The following is a 15,570-nucleotide window of genomic DNA, read 5'->3' on the forward strand; positions in this document are numbered from 1 at the left end:
CCCTACTCTTCTCCGCGAACAGCTAATCGACACACCGATCACACTCCAACTCAGATTCACTCGTGGAGCGTAGGGAAGTTGGCGTTACCGAAGCGTTACAGCATCTCTGCTGAAGTCACCTCGTCGGCTCTGCGCTCGTCGCTTCCGCGGCTGCCGTCTGTGTCAGCCAGACCTCTGCCTGGGCGGGCGAGTAGAGGCGCACGACCCGGAGGTGGGAGAACTCTGGCGCCGCTATGAGTTGTGGGTAGGCTCGTCGCCGTCGCCAATGGGTCTGCAGGGCCCAGAGGAATAGAGATCGGCGGGTCGCGAGATGCCACCAGAGGTTCTCACGGTTCCCGCCCCAGAGTTCCTCGCGCCTCGCCACGCGCCTCATGGTCCTGAGCAGCAGGCGGGTGAGGATCGTGCCGATCGAGTAGTCGAGCCATACCAGCGTGTCGGCCCTCGCCCACAGCAGGTCGCGTACCTTGTGGTAGTTCCCGTCTGCGACCCAGCACTCCTGCGCCGCCACTGCTCGTACCGAGGCCCTGAACTCCTCCGTAGGCCTGGGCGTCCAGTGCGGTCCCCAATGGTGGGCGTCCAGTTCGATCTGCTCGCAGCCGAGGAGGTCGGCCAGACGCCCGGCGAACGTCGTCTTACCGGCGCCGGTCGTGCCGATCACGCAGATCCGCTTCATGCTCGGCTCAGTCTAACCGTCACCCTATTGACAACCGGCGCCCGCTAACGCATACTTAACCATCACGTTATAGAAAGGAGTCGTTATGAATGGATTCTGATCGGTTGAGCGCGGTATTCGGCGCACTGGCGCATCCCACTCGCCGCGCGATCCTCGATCGCCTCGCACGCGGCGACGCCAACGTTGGCGAACTCTACGAACCGTTCGGGGTGTCGCAACCGGCTATCTCGCGCCACCTCAAGGTGCTCGAGCAGGCCGGGCTCATCACCCGTACCCGGCGGGCAACGGCGCGACTCAACCACCTGGAGGCCGGCCCGCTGCGCGAGGCGACCATCTGGCTGGCTCGCTATCAGGAGTACTGGGACGAAAGCTTCGAGCGTCTGGACGAACTGCTGGCATCGCTCCAGCAGGAGCGGGACGGCTGATGATCCCACGGCTGATGATCCCGCAGACGAAGGAGGAACGATGAACAGGACGAAGATAACCGCGGAACCAGGGAAGCCTACCGTGATCATCGAGCGGGCGTTCGACGCCCCTAAGGAGTTGCTCTTCCGCGCCTACACCGAGCCGGAACTGCTGGCCCAGTGGCTGGGGCCGCGCGGCTACGAGATGAAGGTCGAGCGGCTCGAAGCACGCGACGGCGGTCGCTACCGGTACATCCACACCGACCCTGAGGGCAACGAGTACGGTTTCAGAGGAGTCTTCCACGGGAACCCCAATAGCGAATCGATAATTCAGACCTTCGAGTTCGAGGGCTGGCCCGGCCATGTGTCCCTCGACTCACTCTGGTTCGAGGAGAGGGAGGGAAAGACGGTCGTGCGGACCGTTTCCTCCTTCCAGTCAACCGAAGACCGCGACGCGATGATCGAGTCGGGCATGGAGAAAGGTGTCGTCCAGGGCCACGAGCAGCTCGACGAACTCCTGCAGCGGCTGCCCGCCGTCAGCTAACGTCCGCCAGCGGGGCCCGGCGCCGGCCGGGCCCCCGGCAAGGGCAGCTAGGCAGGTACCCCTTCCGGCCGGTCACCGGCCTGCCGTCGCGGTCCTTCGGCTAGGAGGGCGGGGTCGATTCGAGCGCAGTCACGTCGGGAGCCGCCTCGAGTTCGACGATGAAGGCTGGCAGGAAGTATTGGATGAGGGGTCCGATGGCGAGCGCGAAGAGCAGCGTGCCCACCCCCACCACCCCGCCCAGCAGCCAGCCCACCGTCACCACGACGACCTCGAGGCCGGTGCGTACCAGGCGGAGGCTCAATCCGCTCTTGCGTGACAGGCCGGTCATCAGTCCGTCCCGTGGGCCCGGTCCCAGCTGGGTGCCTATGTACATCGCCGTAGCAACCCCGTTCAGCACGGTCCCGGCGACCATGAAGAGCAGCTGCCAAGGCAGGCCGACGGCTTGCGGCAGGAAGTGGAGGCTGACGTCCGTCGCCACCCCAATCCACAGGGCGTTGGCGATCGTCCCGAGCCCCGGACTCTGACGCAGCGGTATCCATAGGAGCAGCACTACCAGCGAGACGATGACCACGATCGTGCCGATCGAAAGCGGCAGGTTGGTGGCGACCCCGTAGTGCAGTACGTCCCAGGGGAGCATGCCCAGCTGGCTGCGGATCATCAGCGCCATCGAGAAGCCGAAGAGCGAGAGACCGACGAAGAGCTGCACCAGACGCAACGGCAGACGCCCCGCCCGCAACTGAGCGAGCGGCGTCAGGTTGAGCAGTCGAGCCTTGGGAGCGCCGCCGGCTCCCGGTCGGAGGCGGCGGGTGAAGAAGGTCATGAGACCGATGATTGCACTCCCACCCTTGGACCGATGATGCCCGGACGGCAGGGCCGAACTACCGCCGGTGGCTTCTGCCGCCGGCCGCACCGTATGGCCGCAGCTCGGCCGCCAGCTCCACCGTCCGCTTCAGCAGCTCCTGGAGGACGAGGTCGGCCTCTTCGGGCAGTCCCGGGCGCATCATCATCAGTCGTCCAACCTCCCCTCCTCAAGGCCCAAAGGCAGAGGAGCGGGTCTCCCGCAGCTGCTACTCACCTCGGTGCGACGGCCCTCGTCCGACGCCTCGAGTATCGACTGCATGACGTCGAGGACGTGGTACGCGAGCTCTCCGTTGGCCCGGTGGTCCCGGCCCGAGGCGAGCGCGTGTGCCATGTCGGCCAGCCCCAGCCCGCGGCTGTTGCTGGTGTAACCGTGGGTCAGAGGAACCTCGGCCCACTCCTTCTCCCCCTTGCGCCGCAGGCGAACCGGTCCCCCGAAGGTATTGGGGTCGGGCACATCGATAGTCCCCTCACTCCCATAGATCTCCATCCTGGGAAGCCGGCTCGCCTGCACGTCGAACGAGGTCATGAGCGTGGCGACGGCGCCCGAGTGGAAATCGCAGAGCCCGGTTATGTGGGTAGGCGTTTCGACCCGGAGGGTCTGCCCGGCCAGCGGCTTGCTGGTTATCAATCTCTCCGGGAAAGAGGTGGCGGCCTGCCCGCTCACGGCGGCGATCGGGCCGAGGAAGGAGATGAGCGCGGTGAGGTAGTAGGGGCCCATGTCGAAGAGTGGGCCGGCGCCGGGCCGGTAGAAGAAGCCCGGGTCGGGGTGCCACATCTCGACCCCGCTGCTCATCATGAACGCCGTGGCGGCCACCGGCCTCCCGATGGCACCCTCATCGATGAGCTTCCGCACGGTCTGGAGGCCGGCGCCCAGGAAGGTGTCGGGAGCGCAGCCGATCCTCAGGTCCCGGGAGTGGGCCAACTCCAGCAACTCGCTTCCATCCTCGCGACGGGTGGCGAGCGGCTTCTCGCTGTAGACGTGCTTCCCCGCCTCCAGGATCAGCTTGCTCACCTGAGCGTGCACGTTCGGCACGGTCAGGTTGATGACGGCCTCGATCTCGTCATCGAGCAGGAGCGACTCTACCGGCTGGGCGCGCACCCCGAACTCTTCCGCCCGGGCCCGGGCGCGCTCTGGGTCCAGGTCGGAAACGGCGACGACCCTCAGCCGCTCGAACTGCCGTGCCACCTTCAGGTAGGTGGCGCTGATGTTGCCGCAGCCGATGATGCCGACCCGCAGCGGCGCCCTCGTCGCGGGCTGCGCCACGACTGGCTCGGTCCCGGTCACCGCGCCGCCCACAACATCCCCCTGAGCGTGAGTTCGGCGACCTCGGGGATGTCGAAATCGCGACGCTGATGACCCAAGGAGCTGTAGAAGACGCGGCCCTCGCCCCAGCGCCGCTTCCAGGCGACCGGCATCTCCACGCCCGCCACCCAGGGGTGGGTTTCGCCACTGAACACGGTCGTCGCGAGCACCTCGTTCGATGGATCGACGTGAAGGTAGTACTGTTCCGAGGTGATCGAGAAGTCGCTCAAGCCGCGCGTAAGTTCGTCATCGCCGGTGAACTTCACTACGTAGGTGACGTCGTCCCCTCCCGGATGGGCTACGAACTGACCGCCCACCATGAACTGGAAGGTGGGGCGGGAGCGGAAGGCGTCGCCCATCCCTCCGTGCCAGCCTGCCAGGCCGACGCCGTTGCGGACCGCCTCCTTCAGTCCCTTCTCCTGCTCGTCGCTCAGCTCTCCCATCGTCCAGATCGGGACGATCAGGTCGAACCCCTCGAGGCGGCGCTGGTCCTCGAGCGGCTCGAGCGAGTCCACGGCTTCTACCTCGACGCCTTCGGCAGAGAGCCGCTCGCTGGCCCATACCTGGAACTCGACCGGCTGATGCCCCGGCCAGCCACCATAGACGATGAGTGCGCGCTTCATGACGTCCTCCAAGGCAGCCGTCTGATCGGGGCTGCTTCCGGTATCAGATTCGGCCATCCTACCTTGGCCGGCCGGTTGACTCCCCTGTTGGGTGGCCGCGAAGATGGTCTGGTCGTGCTCCCCGGTACCGCCCCCGACGATCGGCCGCTGATGGCGGCTTGCTGCTGATGGCCGCCATACCCGTGTTCCTGCGTGGTCTTGGCGACTGGTGGCGAGACTGGGTGAACATGGCGGTGCTAAACCTCGCCTGGATGCTCTGCTGGCTCACCGTGGTCCTGGGCCCCCCGGCGACCTTCGCCGCTTACCGGGTCGCGAACGACTTCGCGCACGAACGCACCCTCTACCCCCGGGAGTTGCCCTCGATGCTGCGCCGCTACTTCCTGAAGAGCTGGCTCTGGTTCCTGCTGCAACTGCTGGTGGCAGCAGGCGTGCTGGTAAATCTTCAGTTCTACGGCGGGCTGGGCAGCGGCCTCGGCTCCGTGTTGCAGGGAGCTACGCTCGCGGCTGCCGTCGCCTGGCTGCTGCTGCAGCTCTACGCTCTCCCCTACCTCATGGAACAGGATCGCCCGAGCCTGCGGCAGGCGCTGCGGAACTCGCTTCTAACGACGCTGGCCAGCCCGCTCTACACCCTGATACTGGGCGTGGTCATCGCGATACTGCTGGCACTCTGCGTCCGGCTGCCCTTCCTCCTCCTCTTCGGTATCCCCATGCTCATCGCCGTCACCTGCTCACACGCCGTACTGGAACGGCTGGAGCGGTTCGGTAAACGGACCGCCCCCGAGGAAGACGGCGGCTGAAGGCGGGATCGGCGCGATGAGGCACGCGGAGCTGTCCGCCGTCCTGTCGAGACGTACAGCTAGCAGGGCAGCGCTCGAACGCCAGTTGCTCCTGCGCCATCCGAGTCAGTGCTGGAACCACACCCGGAACGTCTTGATCTCGAACGGCGCAAGCGGGAAGCTGATGGAATGGCGGTCGTGAGCGACCGGGGCGCTTCCCTCCTCGACCAGGTTGCACTCGACCGCGCGCGCCAGCGGCCTCCCGAAGCTCAACCTGACCTCTCCGCTCCGGAACTGCTTCGCCTCGTAGACCCGAACGATCCAGCCGTCGCCGTCCTCGGCCCTCTTCACGGTCTCGATCAGGGCGTTGTCGCTGTCGCTGCGAGCGAAGGAGAACTCGCGCGGGATCGGTCCAGCAGGGGCCACACGGCCAGCAGCCGGTTCGGGGTCTCTTCCGTCGCCCACTGTCGGGGCGGACGCGGCAGGTTGCACGGCTAGGAGCGGAACGTTGAGGTCGTAGCCCTGCGGGATCACTCCGCCCTCGCGCCAGGTTCCCCGGTGGGGCAGCAGCGAGTAGGTGAACCGGTGCAGGCCCTTGTCGGCGAGCGGGTCGGGCCTCACCGGCGATTTGATCAAGGTCAGCCGCATGACGTTGTCCTTGACGTCGTGGCCGTACTTGCAGTCGTTGAGGAGCGCTACCCCGTAGTTGCCCTCGGAGAGGTCCGCCCACTTGTGACCTACGACCTCGAAGCGGGCCCAGTCCCAGGAGGTGTTCCAGTGGGTGGGTCGTTCGATGTTGCCGAACTGGATGTCGAAGGTGGCGCGGTTCGCCCGGATGTCCACCGGGAAGGCGGCCTTGAGCAGGATCTGCGACTCGTGCCAGTCGACCTCGGTCACGAAGTCGATGCGTGGGTTGTTGGCGTAGACGACCAGTCGCTGGGTGATGGTCGAGTCGAGGAAGCGCCAGGCCAGCCTGAGCACGCCACGGAGCGGTCCGGCCTCCTCGACCCGGGCCTCGACCAGGCCGTCTACCTCGCGCATCTTCTCCTGGTAGTAGAGGTCGATGTCCCAGGCGTCGAACTTGAGCGGTTTGTCTTCGAACGCCTGCAGGACGTTGCCGCGGGAACCCTCTGCAAGCACCTGACGACCGGCTCGCTTGTCGAAGACCGAGACCAGCTGCCCCCGCTCGTCCAGTTCGAGCCGGTAGCAGGGAGTGTCGATCACCCGATCGCCCATCGAGATCGGAGCGGCAGGGCCCTGGCCCTCGTCGACCAGCCGGTAGCTGCGGTAGCCGAGGGGCGGTAGTGCCGGCAGGTCGATCAGGAGACGCTCGCCGTCCGCAGAGAGCTGCCTGGGCAGCGGCTCGCCGTCCTCCGCCGCCACCGTCTTGCCCTCGAGGGAGGGTCGCCACGGGATCTCCAGCAGACCGCCTCGCTCGAAGCCCAACGGGTTGAGGACCAGCAGCTCCTCCGGCCCCAACTCCAGTCGGGCCGACAGGCGGCCGGCCGCCTGGGCACTCGCGCGCTCCCCGATCTCGTTGATGACCTCGAAGTCGCGGTCGCTGTCCTCGTACACCTCGCGGATGGAGGAGCCGGGCAGGATGTCGTGGAACTGGTTGAGCAGCAAGCGCTCCCAACCCTCGGTCAGGTCGGGGTACTCCTGCTCCCCGATGAGGATGTCGGCGATCGACGAGAGCCACTCGGCCCGGTGGTAGAGAAGCTCGGCCTTCCGGTTGTTGCGCTTGGTCCTGGCCTGGCTGGTGTACGTGCCGCGATGGTATTCGAGGTAGAGTTCACCGTCCCAGACGGGCAACTCCTGGCCCTCGAGGCGTTTCTCCAGCCGCTCGAAGAACGGCTCCACGTGGCCCAGGTTCACCTTCGGCAGTCCCGGCAGATTGCACATCGCCCGGGCCTGCTCGAGCATCTCCTTCGTTGGCCCGCCGCCGCCGTCGCCCCAGCCGAACGCCTGCAGCAGTTCGCTGTTGATGCCCTTCTGCTGGTAGTTGTCCCAGAGTCCCTTCACATCCTTCGGCTCGAGCTGCCCGTTGTAGGTGAAGGCCTTGGAGTTCTCCTCCGGAGTGGTGATGAAATGGGCGAGGATCTCGCTGCCGTCTATCCCCCGCCATCTGAAGGTGTCGTAGGAGAAGCGGTTGAACTGGCTCCACGAGATCTTGGTCGTCATGAAGTAGTCGATACCGCTCTTCTTCATGATCTGCGGCAGAGCCGAGGAGTAACCGAAGACGTCGGGCAGCCACACCACCCGGCTCTCGCGGCCGAACTTCTCGCGGATGTAGCGCCTGCCGTGGAGCAGTTGCCGCACCAGCGACTCGCCGCTGGGCAGGTTGACGTCCGGCTCGATCCACATGCCGCCGGTGATCTCCCACTCGCCGATCTCGATCTTCTCGCGCACCTGGGCGAAGATCTCGGGGTAGTCGTGTTCGAGGTACTTGTAGAGCTGCGGTGAGGAGTGCATGAAGCGGTACTCGGGGTACTGGCGCAGCAGGTGGAGCGCGGTCGAGAAGGTGCGGGCGGCCTTCTCGCGGCTGTGCCTGAGCCGCCACAGCCAGGCCATGTCGATGTGGGCGTGGCCCACGCCAACGACGGTCGGCTTCTCCTGCTCGAGCGCCTGCCACGCCGTCGCCTGCCGGCGCAGGAAGTCGAGCGCCTCGCCCACCGAGCAGTAGAACTCCTCGGAGCGCGGCCGGCTCCAGTCGATCAAGGCGAATGAGCGGTCGAGGCCGTCGATCATGCGGACGTAGCGCCAGTCGCGCGAGTCGAGCTGCTCGAGCGTCTTGTGGACGGTGTTAGCGAGGTAGTAGAACTCCTCGGCGCTCGGGTCGATCCGGACCAGTTCCGCGACCTTGAAGCGGCGCCGGTCGGGCACGCCCAGCACCCCACTCCAGGCTTTGAGAGCGACGACGATCTCGCCGTCGGCAACGACCTCGGGCGGCAGCCAAGCCTCCTCGTGCCAGATATCGATCGCCTGGAGCGGGAAGCCGTTGACGTAGAGGAGGGTCTCGGCGGTCGAGTCACCCCCGTCGCGCGGGCCAACCAGGAAGCGGAGCGCCAGCTTCTCGAGCAGTAGCCGCTCGGGGATGGGCACGACCGCCCGGAACCAGACGGTTTCGTCGTATCCGCCCCAGGTGCCGCCGACTTCGAAGATGGGCCAGTGGCCGTCGGCGAAGTCGCTGTGTTGAGCGCCGGGGCAGTCACCTTCGTGGAAGCGGAACGCCGGGATGGACAAGGCCTCCCGTCTGATGCTCTCGCGGATCTCGCCTAGCTGCTTCTCTATCTTCTCGCTGGTAAGGACCTGCATGGGGGACTCCAGGTGGGGGTGCCGGTGATCGTCCCGGCCGGTGGGGGCGGTTGGCGGTCCCGGTCGCGCAGGGCACGCCAAGGTTTCATTCGGGGAAGAGGGCCAGCTCGAGCATCTCGCAAAGTGCGTGATAGATGGGCAGATGGCGCTCCTGGATCTTCAGGGTCTCGTCTTCCGGCACCCGCACGACGACGTCGGACAGTTCGGGCAGGTCGCCGCCGCTGCGGCCGCTGAACCCGATCGTCGCCATGCCCAGGTAGCGGGCAACGCGCAGGGCGTTGAGGACGTTCTTCGATCGCCCGGAGGTGCTGATCCCGATCAGGACGTCACCTGGGCGGCCGTAACCGTAGACCTGCTGGGCGTAGACCATGTCGGCCGCTACGTCGTTGGCGAAGGCGGTTATGAGGCCGCTCTGGCTCACGAGCGAGATCGCCGGCAAGGCGCCCTGGAGGTGTGCTGCCAGGTACTCGCCTTCGTCCGGGAAAGCCTCGAGCAGCTTCGTTCGGTCGGCGGCAGGCAGCGGCCGCTTCGAGAGGAACCCTTTCATGAGTTCGCCCACCAGGTGCTCGCAATCGGCAGCCGAACCGCCGTTGCCGCAGAGGAGCAGCTTGCCGCCCTTCTCGAAACAGTCGACCAGGACCTGGAATGCGGCGTCGATGTCGGGAACGCACTCGTCGAGTTCGGGGTAGCGGGCGATGAGTTCGGGAAGCACTGCTCCGCTCAAGCCTTCTCCTCCTCGTTCCTCTCCGTCGCACCGCGAGCCGCGAGAGGTTCGACCGATTGCAGCGGCCGCTCGATCAGGTCGGTCTCCGTTACCTCGGCCCCGGGATCGAGTGGCACCAGGAAGGTCTTGATCTCGCTGGGCCCGAAGTCGGCCGTTATGGTGCGCTGCCAGGCGGGCAGACCGATCGTTGCGGTCGTACGGTCGCCGCTCGTCTCGACGGCACGAATTATCATCCCCTCCCCCTCCTCGGCAACCTTGAGCACCCTCACGTCGACGTTCCTGCGGTCTACCGACAGATAGGACGCGCGTTGCGGCAAGGGGCCCGGGTGGAAGGTGGCCATCAGCGGAAGCGGCATGGCGTTGAGCTCGGCCGCCCGCCTCACCGTGCCAGCCTGCGCCCAGCCGCCCTTGTGGGGCAGGAGGGTGTAACGGAAGTGCTGCACCCCCTGGTCGGTATACGCATAGGTCTCGTCCGACCGGACTTCGGCCGGTATGTGGTGGGCATATACCGGGTTGCGGAGGACGGTGAGGCCGATGTCCCTTATGTTGACGTCGAAGGAGTACTTGCTGTCGTTCAGGATGCTCAGCCCGTAGAGGTCGCCGCTGTCGCGCGCTGTCCCCGAGAGGTCGACCCAACTCTGGCCGGGCTTCTCCTCCTCGTTGGCGAACCGTTCGATGTGGCCGTAGGGGATCTCGAAGGTGGCGCGCATGAACTGGAGGTTGGTAGGGAACCTTATCTTCAGCATCTTCTGCGGTTCGCGCCAGTCGACGGTGGCGTTCACGTCGATAGCCGAGCGTCCGGGGTAGAGGGCGAAATCCTGGACCAGCCTCGAGTCGCCGTAGCGGCTGTCTATCCTGACCACCCCGCGCACGGGCCCGTTCTCGATCAGGCGGACGGATCGCGACCGGAACTCACCGATAACGTCGGTGAAGCTGAAGACGTTGTGTCCCCAGGTGTCGCTGGGGTCGTCGATCACGACCGGCCTGCAGGCCGGCCCCGAGAGCACCTCGGTGGAAGCCATCTTGTCGTAGAGGCTGATCAGCCAGCCCGTCTCACCGTCGAACTCGAGTCGGAAGCGCTCGTTCTCGAGGGTGGTGTCGGTGGCCGCCAGCAGAGCCTGCGGGAATGTTGGCGCCTCGTGACCCTGCACCAAGCGGAAGGTGCGGTAGCCGAACGACGGCAGTTCGGGGGCGAACACCAGCTTCTGCCGGCCCTGAGCGGTGGCCGCGGACTGGGCCGTCTGCATGGGCACCCGCTCGCCATCCTCGTCGACCAGCACCTCGCCCTCCCGCAAGCGGGAGATCTCGAGCTCCACCGGGCCGGCGACCCGCCAGGCGTGCTGGTTGAACACGACCAGCGGCCGCACACCCTCCTGATAGGGGATGTCGATGTTCCAGGCGAGCGACTGCATAGCCTCGTTGAGGGCCCGGGAGCCTATCGCCATAGCTTCGCCGTAGAGGTCGCGGGCGTCTACGTACGCCTCCTCGATGCTGGTGCCGGCGAGGATGTCGTGGAACTGGTTGAAGAGGACCCCTTTCCAGGCGTGCGCGAGGTCCTCGTGCGTCTCGTGGCCGGTAACCTGGCGGGCCAGGGCCGCGAGCTTCTCTGCCGTCAGCAGGAGGTTCTCGGCCCTGCGGTTCCAGCGCTTCACCCCCGAGTGAGCCGCGTAGCAGCCGCTCGCATGATGCTGGAGATCTTCGTGGACCACCGGCAACCGCAACTCCTTCCGCTCCATCCGCTCGAAGTAGCGGTTGGGCGAACTGAACTCGAGGATCGGCAGGTCGTCGCGTTCCGACAGCCGGATGATGCTCTCGATGTTCTCCCTCGTGGGTCCGCCGCCGTGATTGCCCACCCCGTAGAAGCACATCAGCTCACCCACCTGCTCACGGAGCTCGGCGCTGCAGCGCAGCACGTGCTTCTCGAGGTCCTTCCCCGAAGTTCCGTACTCGAACGGGATCCGGTAGGTGAGAACGCGCGAGCCGTCGTCGGACTCCCACCAGAAGAGCCGACCTGGCAAGCCCTTCTCGTGTGGGCTGGGGCGCATGAACACGTAGTAGTCGAGGCCGCTCTTCTTGAGCAGTTGCGGCAGCATCCCGTGGTGCCCGAACGAGTCGACGTTGTAGCCCACCCGGGCGATCACACCGAACTTCTCCATGAAGTAGCGCTGGGCGTAGAGGGCCTGACGAACGAACGACTCACCGCCGGGGATGTTGCAGTCCGGCTGGATCCACCAGCCGCCCACGATCTCCCAACGCCCCTGGGCCACCCGCCGGCGGATCTCCTCGAACATCTCCGGATCGCTCTTCTCGACCCACTCGTAGAAGGCGGCCGAGCTCGACACGAAGACGAAGTCGTCGTACTCCTCGAGTCGATCGAGCGCGCTCCTGAACGAGGCCAGCACCTCGTGGTACCCCTCCTGCCACTGCCACAGCCATACCGGGTCGATGTGGGCGTTGCCGATCATGTGCAGCTTCTTCTCCTTGATGGCGCTCGCCGCTGCTTCGTCACTCATCGACTGTTCGTCTCCGATGATCATGCCGCCACTCCCAACCAGCTCTCCAACAGCTCTCTGCCGAACCGGCAATCCTCGCTCGGGTCGAAACTCTCCGGTTCGTGTTCCACGCTCATCGCTCGGCCGTAACCCGCCCGTTGCAGGGCCCGGACGCACTCCTCGACTGGTACCACTCCCTCTCCGTATCGGCAGGTGTCGTGGCGGCCCTCCTCGCGGACGTCCTTAAGGTGTACGTGGAAGAGCTCGTTGGCCAGCTCGGCGATCGCCCTGGCTGCGTCGTACCCCTGGGTAGCGAACCAGCCGGTGTCGACGGTGACGCCGATCCGACCTCTCCCCCCGTCGCCGACCTTGTCGAGCAGCTCTTCCGGGGTCTTCTCCGGGTGGTTCTCGACGCCCAACCTGAGGTCGTACATCTCGAGCCGGCCCACGACGAACTCGCGGTCTTTGTCCAGCATCGAGGTCGAGCCGCCGAGAACCGGCACCCCCAGGGCCGCTGCCAGCTTGCAGGTCGCGTCGAACTCCTGGGCAGTGCTCCCGAACCAGCCCGCGAGGCTCGTGACGGCCAGCCGGTGTTCGGCGAGGAGGTCGCGGGCGGTGTCGATGTGCGCCTCGGTTGCCCAGGCGGGGGACAGATGCGCCGTCCACAGGTCGATCGCCTGGAATCCCAGCCGCTTGACGTCGGCGAGGATCTCCCCGAACCGTTCCGCGAACGTCCCCAGGGGGCGGAGATGCTCGCTCGCCGCCTTCTCCCCCTGCCCCCAGCCGCGCGTCATCCGGTAGTCGAGCTGCCTCGCGACGTAGTTCGCTCCCATGAAAGACACCAGGTTCACGTGTCGGCCTCCTCGGCCCTGCCGCCACCCCTCTCGAAGGGCCTCTGCTGCGTCCGCTCGCTGCTCCGCTCGACGGTGATGAGCGCTTCTGCCTGTTGCCCCAGTCGCATCCGACCCACGGTGAGGTCGGCGGCCACCCTGGCCCGCCTTACGCTCGCACCCAGCGGAACCACCTCGAACTCCAGCGTGGCGCTCTCCCCCGGAGCCAGCACCTTGCCGAGTTCCGCCGGTTCGACCAGCCAGCCGCTGGGGACCACCAGCTTCAGACTGGCTCTCTCCTCTCTGTTGAGCGGGTTGCGCACCGTCGCCCGCAGCGCCAGCCGCCTCCCGGCAGGAACCGCGGCTCGGTAGGGGCGCAGGCTCACCGCACGGTCTCCGCCGCCGAAATCGAACTCGTCGACGGGGAGGAGATCGTTGTGGAGCGTCGACAGCAGTTCGGCGCGCGAGCGCACGGCCGCGAGGAAGTCTCCGTTCACCTGGTGCGGCAAGTAGTGACCGGCGAGCAGAAGATCGGGTTGGAGTCGCTCCAGCAGAGCGGCGGTGCCGCGGTAGTCGTCGGGGTGGAAACCGTTGTTGTAGACGTAGTTCCAGCGCGCCTCGGCGCCTCCCTCGAACTGGTCGCCGACAGCCAGCACCTTGCGTCCGTCGACCTCGAACGAGATCGCGCAGGCGTAACGCGTGTGGCCGGGCTGATGGTGGAGGGTGAGCTGGTGCTCGCGCCAGGTGATCGGCGCTTCCAGCGGCAAACGCCTGTCGACGGGGATGGGGTCGTACCAGAGGCAGGGCAGGTCGAACGCTGACGGGTTCTCGAGGACCTCGGCGAAGGTGTCCGCCGCCCAGACCTCGGTCCCCTCCACCTCGCGGAGCAGGTTGATTCCGGCCACATGATCGTCGTGATAGTGGGTGGGCACCACCACCTCTACCCGCTCGACTCCGAAGCGCCGCTTGAGACCAGGCAAGGTATAGAGCCAAGGGCGGCGCGAGGCGCGGTCGGCCCCGGCTGCGCTGCCCACCATGAAGTCGTAGCCGAAGTCGATAAGGAGCGCATTGCCGCTGTCGGAGAGAAGAACGTAGTTGTAAGCGGTGGAGGTCCGGTTGCGCAGCAGGTGGGGGGAGAGCAGTTCGTACGGCTCGTTCCGGAACTCCAGGAGGCGAGAGTTCTGGCTGCGCTGTTCCAGCAGCGCCAGCAGCCGCTCGCAGAGCAGGTCGATCGCTGCCTCCGGCTCGTTCATCACCTCACCGTGCGACGGGAGCAGGCGGTCGCACTCTCGCTCCTTCAGATCCAGGAGGGAGGCCACCGTCGCCGCCACACCCTCGGCGCCGTTGTACGACCACTGGGTGGCGGCGAGCGACCAGATCTTGCCGGGGCCGGCGATGAGGTCGCCGGTGAAGGCGACCGTCGCGCTGTCGACATTGGCGACCAGGGTGAGTGAACCGGTGGTGTGCCCGGGGGTGGGAATGACGGTGACTTCCAACTCGCCGAAGCGGTAACTGCGGTAATCCTCGAGGACGCCGTCGACCGGTACCCGCTCGAGCAGCGAGAAGCGGTCCTGACGGTTGTTGTACGAGTTGTCGAGCTCCCGCGCCTGCCAGTGCTGGTCGATCCCGCGGAAGAGCTCCTGTTCGGCCTGGGGTACCCAGATGCGGATGCCGGCTGCGGAGGCTCGAGCCAGACCCTGGCCCTGGTCGCGGTGATGGTGGGTCATGAGCACGTCGCCTACCCGGACGCCGAGTTGCGGCAGCAGGTCGAGGATGTCGCCGGCGCCGAAGTCGATCAGCACGCCTCGCTCCCCGTCGGCGAGCAGGTAGACCTGGCAGGTGTCGTGGAAGAGGTAGAGGTTCTGGGAGATGCGCTCGAGCCTCTCGTCTCCTGCCCAGGCACGACCTTCCCCGGCGGCGGCCGGGGCCGCGCTCCGCATCGACTCGATGCGCGTCTCGCTCATCGCCTAGCCCTTCACCGCACGACCTGCCGGAGTCGACGGGTCCAGCAACCGATAGGCCAGCGCAGCCGCCCCCCAGAGGGGAGCGTCGTCGCCCAGGCCGGCCGGCCTCACGTCGAGACTCACCTCGGGCATCGCCGTTTCACGCGCCCTGCGCAGGAGCGGTCCCCAGAGGGGCTCGCCTGCCTTGCTGACCCCGCCGCCCACGAGGATGGCGTCAGGGTTGAGCAGGTTGGCGGCGCTGCCGATGGCGATGCCGAGGGCGCTGCCCGCCCGCTCCATGAGCTCCAGGGCCATGGCGTCGCCGCCCCGGGCGGCTTCGGCGACGTGCCGTGCGGTAAGGTTCGCCGCGCCGCCAGCCAACTCCAGCAGCGCCCTCGCCCGCTCCGGTTCTCGCTCGATCCGCCACCGGGCCTCCCTGGCGATCGCCGGGCCCGCCGCTATGCTCTCGAGGCAACCGCGTGAGCCGCAGACGCACTCCGGGCCGTCGGGCTCGAGCCGCAGGTGTCCCACGTGTCCAGCCATCCCGTCGGCACCGCGCCAGATCTCGCCGCCCGCGACTATCCCGCCGCCCACTCCGGTGCTCACTGTCAGGTAGAGGAGGCTGTTCACGCCCTGCCCTGCCCCGTAGCGGTACTCGCCCAGCGCACCGGCGATGCCGTCGTTCTCCACTCGCACACCTGCACCGAACCGCGCCTCCAACTCCCGGGCCAGTGCTACCCCCTCCCAACCTGGGACGTGGTGGGAGAGCTTGACCGTTCCACTGCCGGCCTCGACCGGTCCGCCGAAACTCACCCCCACTGCCGCCGGCGCCGACCCTGCCAGCACCTCTTCGGCCAGTTCCGTGGCGATCCGGTAGTCGGAGTCGGCGTCGGCGCCTTCGGGCGAGAGCGCCCTCCGCAGGTCGAGCCAGTCCCGCTCGCCGGCGACCACCGCCGCGGCGCTGATCTTGGTGCCCCCGAAATCGAGAGCGAGTACGAGAGGAGAAGCGTGACTCACGCGCGCAGACTACCCCCTGCTCGGGTAGAAGTGGCCCGGGTGGCGGACCCCGGGCTCCAGCTGGC

General features: G+C 66.8%; 14 protein-coding genes. 3 read left to right on the forward strand and 11 right to left on the reverse strand.

Annotation, left to right across the window (positions count from 1 at the left end):
* Positions 1–115: 115 nt before the first annotated feature.
* Positions 116–673, reverse strand: a complete 558-nt coding sequence (locus tag VF168_14245; protein ID HEX7005341.1) for a hypothetical protein — start codon at positions 671–673, stop codon at positions 116–118.
* 89 nt (positions 674–762) lie between these two features.
* Between VF168_14245 and VF168_14250 the strand changes: the two genes are divergently transcribed.
* Entirely contained in the window at positions 763–1,098 is a 336-nt protein-coding gene (locus tag VF168_14250; GenBank protein ID HEX7005342.1) for a metalloregulator ArsR/SmtB family transcription factor, read from the forward strand.
* 40 nt (positions 1,099–1,138) lie between these two features.
* Positions 1,139–1,621 carry an SRPBCC family protein gene (locus VF168_14255; protein ID HEX7005343.1) on the forward strand — a complete coding sequence of 161 codons (483 nt, stop codon included), beginning with the start codon at positions 1,139–1,141 and terminating at the stop codon, positions 1,619–1,621.
* A gap of 100 nt (positions 1,622–1,721) precedes the next feature.
* Here VF168_14255 and VF168_14260 read toward each other — a convergent pair whose 3' ends face one another.
* From VF168_14260 to VF168_14275, 4 genes are read right to left on the reverse strand one after another with little or no spacing between them, the layout of a single operon-like run.
* Positions 1,722–2,441: a hypothetical protein gene (locus tag VF168_14260; protein HEX7005344.1), complete on the reverse strand. Its 720-nt coding sequence runs from the start codon at positions 2,439–2,441 to the stop codon at positions 1,722–1,724.
* Positions 2,442–2,499: 58 nt separating this feature from the next.
* The gene (locus VF168_14265) at positions 2,500–2,628 is read right to left on the reverse strand and encodes a hypothetical protein (protein HEX7005345.1); all 129 of its coding nucleotides are present in this window, start codon (positions 2,626–2,628) and stop codon (positions 2,500–2,502) included.
* Complete coding sequence (locus tag VF168_14270) at positions 2,628–3,767, reverse strand: Gfo/Idh/MocA family oxidoreductase (GenBank protein ID HEX7005346.1); 1,140 nt, start codon at positions 3,765–3,767, stop codon at positions 2,628–2,630. Before VF168_14270 ends, VF168_14265 begins: the two co-directional genes overlap by 1 nt.
* Entirely contained in the window at positions 3,764–4,408 is a 645-nt protein-coding gene (locus tag VF168_14275; protein HEX7005347.1) for a ThuA domain-containing protein, read from the reverse strand. The genes VF168_14270 and VF168_14275 overlap by 4 nt, the downstream gene beginning before the upstream one ends.
* Before the next feature lie 167 nt (positions 4,409–4,575).
* On the opposite strand from VF168_14275, the gene VF168_14280 reads away from it, so the two are divergent.
* A complete protein-coding gene (locus VF168_14280) occupies positions 4,576–5,205 on the forward strand; it encodes a hypothetical protein (protein HEX7005348.1) in 630 nt (209 codons plus the stop codon).
* A gap of 105 nt (positions 5,206–5,310) precedes the next feature.
* Here VF168_14280 and VF168_14285 read toward each other — a convergent pair whose 3' ends face one another.
* From VF168_14285 to VF168_14310, 6 genes are all read right to left on the reverse strand, one after another.
* Positions 5,311–8,499, reverse strand: a complete 3,189-nt coding sequence (locus VF168_14285) for an alpha-mannosidase (protein HEX7005349.1) — start codon at positions 8,497–8,499, stop codon at positions 5,311–5,313.
* A gap of 85 nt (positions 8,500–8,584) precedes the next feature.
* The gene (locus tag VF168_14290) at positions 8,585–9,223 is read right to left on the reverse strand and encodes an SIS domain-containing protein (protein ID HEX7005350.1); all 639 of its coding nucleotides are present in this window, start codon (positions 9,221–9,223) and stop codon (positions 8,585–8,587) included.
* Entirely contained in the window at positions 9,220–11,760 is a 2,541-nt protein-coding gene (locus tag VF168_14295) for a glycoside hydrolase family 38 C-terminal domain-containing protein (protein ID HEX7005351.1), read from the reverse strand. The genes VF168_14290 and VF168_14295 overlap by 4 nt, the downstream gene beginning before the upstream one ends.
* Complete coding sequence (locus tag VF168_14300) at positions 11,757–12,566, reverse strand: sugar phosphate isomerase/epimerase (protein HEX7005352.1); 810 nt, start codon at positions 12,564–12,566, stop codon at positions 11,757–11,759. The genes VF168_14295 and VF168_14300 overlap by 4 nt, the downstream gene beginning before the upstream one ends.
* Positions 12,563–14,509, reverse strand: coding sequence for an MBL fold metallo-hydrolase (locus VF168_14305; GenBank protein HEX7005353.1), 1,947 nt, complete (start codon positions 14,507–14,509; stop codon positions 12,563–12,565). The genes VF168_14300 and VF168_14305 overlap by 4 nt, the downstream gene beginning before the upstream one ends.
* A 3-nt stretch (positions 14,510–14,512) precedes the next feature.
* Positions 14,513–15,505: an ROK family protein gene (locus VF168_14310; protein ID HEX7005354.1), complete on the reverse strand. Its 993-nt coding sequence runs from the start codon at positions 15,503–15,505 to the stop codon at positions 14,513–14,515.
* Between the last annotated feature and the right edge of the window lie 65 nt (positions 15,506–15,570).

Source organism: Trueperaceae bacterium (assembly GCA_036381595.1).
Classification (GTDB): domain Bacteria; phylum Deinococcota; class Deinococci; order Deinococcales; family Trueperaceae; genus DASVCN01.

Coding starts and splice junctions, on each gene's coding strand:
- VF168_14245 (HEX7005341.1), bottom strand. CDS start 673: ATGAAGCGGATCTGCGTGATCGGCACGACCGGCGCCGGTAAGACGACG.
- VF168_14250 (HEX7005342.1), top strand. CDS start 763: ATGGATTCTGATCGGTTGAGCGCGGTATTCGGCGCACTGGCGCATCCC.
- VF168_14255 (HEX7005343.1), top strand. CDS start 1,139: ATGAACAGGACGAAGATAACCGCGGAACCAGGGAAGCCTACCGTGATC.
- VF168_14260 (HEX7005344.1), bottom strand. CDS start 2,441: ATGACCTTCTTCACCCGCCGCCTCCGACCGGGAGCCGGCGGCGCTCCC.
- VF168_14265 (HEX7005345.1), bottom strand. CDS start 2,628: ATGATGATGCGCCCGGGACTGCCCGAAGAGGCCGACCTCGTCCTCCAG.
- VF168_14275 (HEX7005347.1), bottom strand. CDS start 4,408: ATGAAGCGCGCACTCATCGTCTATGGTGGCTGGCCGGGGCATCAGCCG.
- VF168_14280 (HEX7005348.1), top strand. CDS start 4,576: ATGGCCGCCATACCCGTGTTCCTGCGTGGTCTTGGCGACTGGTGGCGA.
- VF168_14285 (HEX7005349.1), bottom strand. CDS start 8,499: ATGCAGGTCCTTACCAGCGAGAAGATAGAGAAGCAGCTAGGCGAGATC.
- VF168_14295 (HEX7005351.1), bottom strand. CDS start 11,760: ATGATCATCGGAGACGAACAGTCGATGAGTGACGAAGCAGCGGCGAGC.
- VF168_14305 (HEX7005353.1), bottom strand. CDS start 14,509: ATGAGCGAGACGCGCATCGAGTCGATGCGGAGCGCGGCCCCGGCCGCC.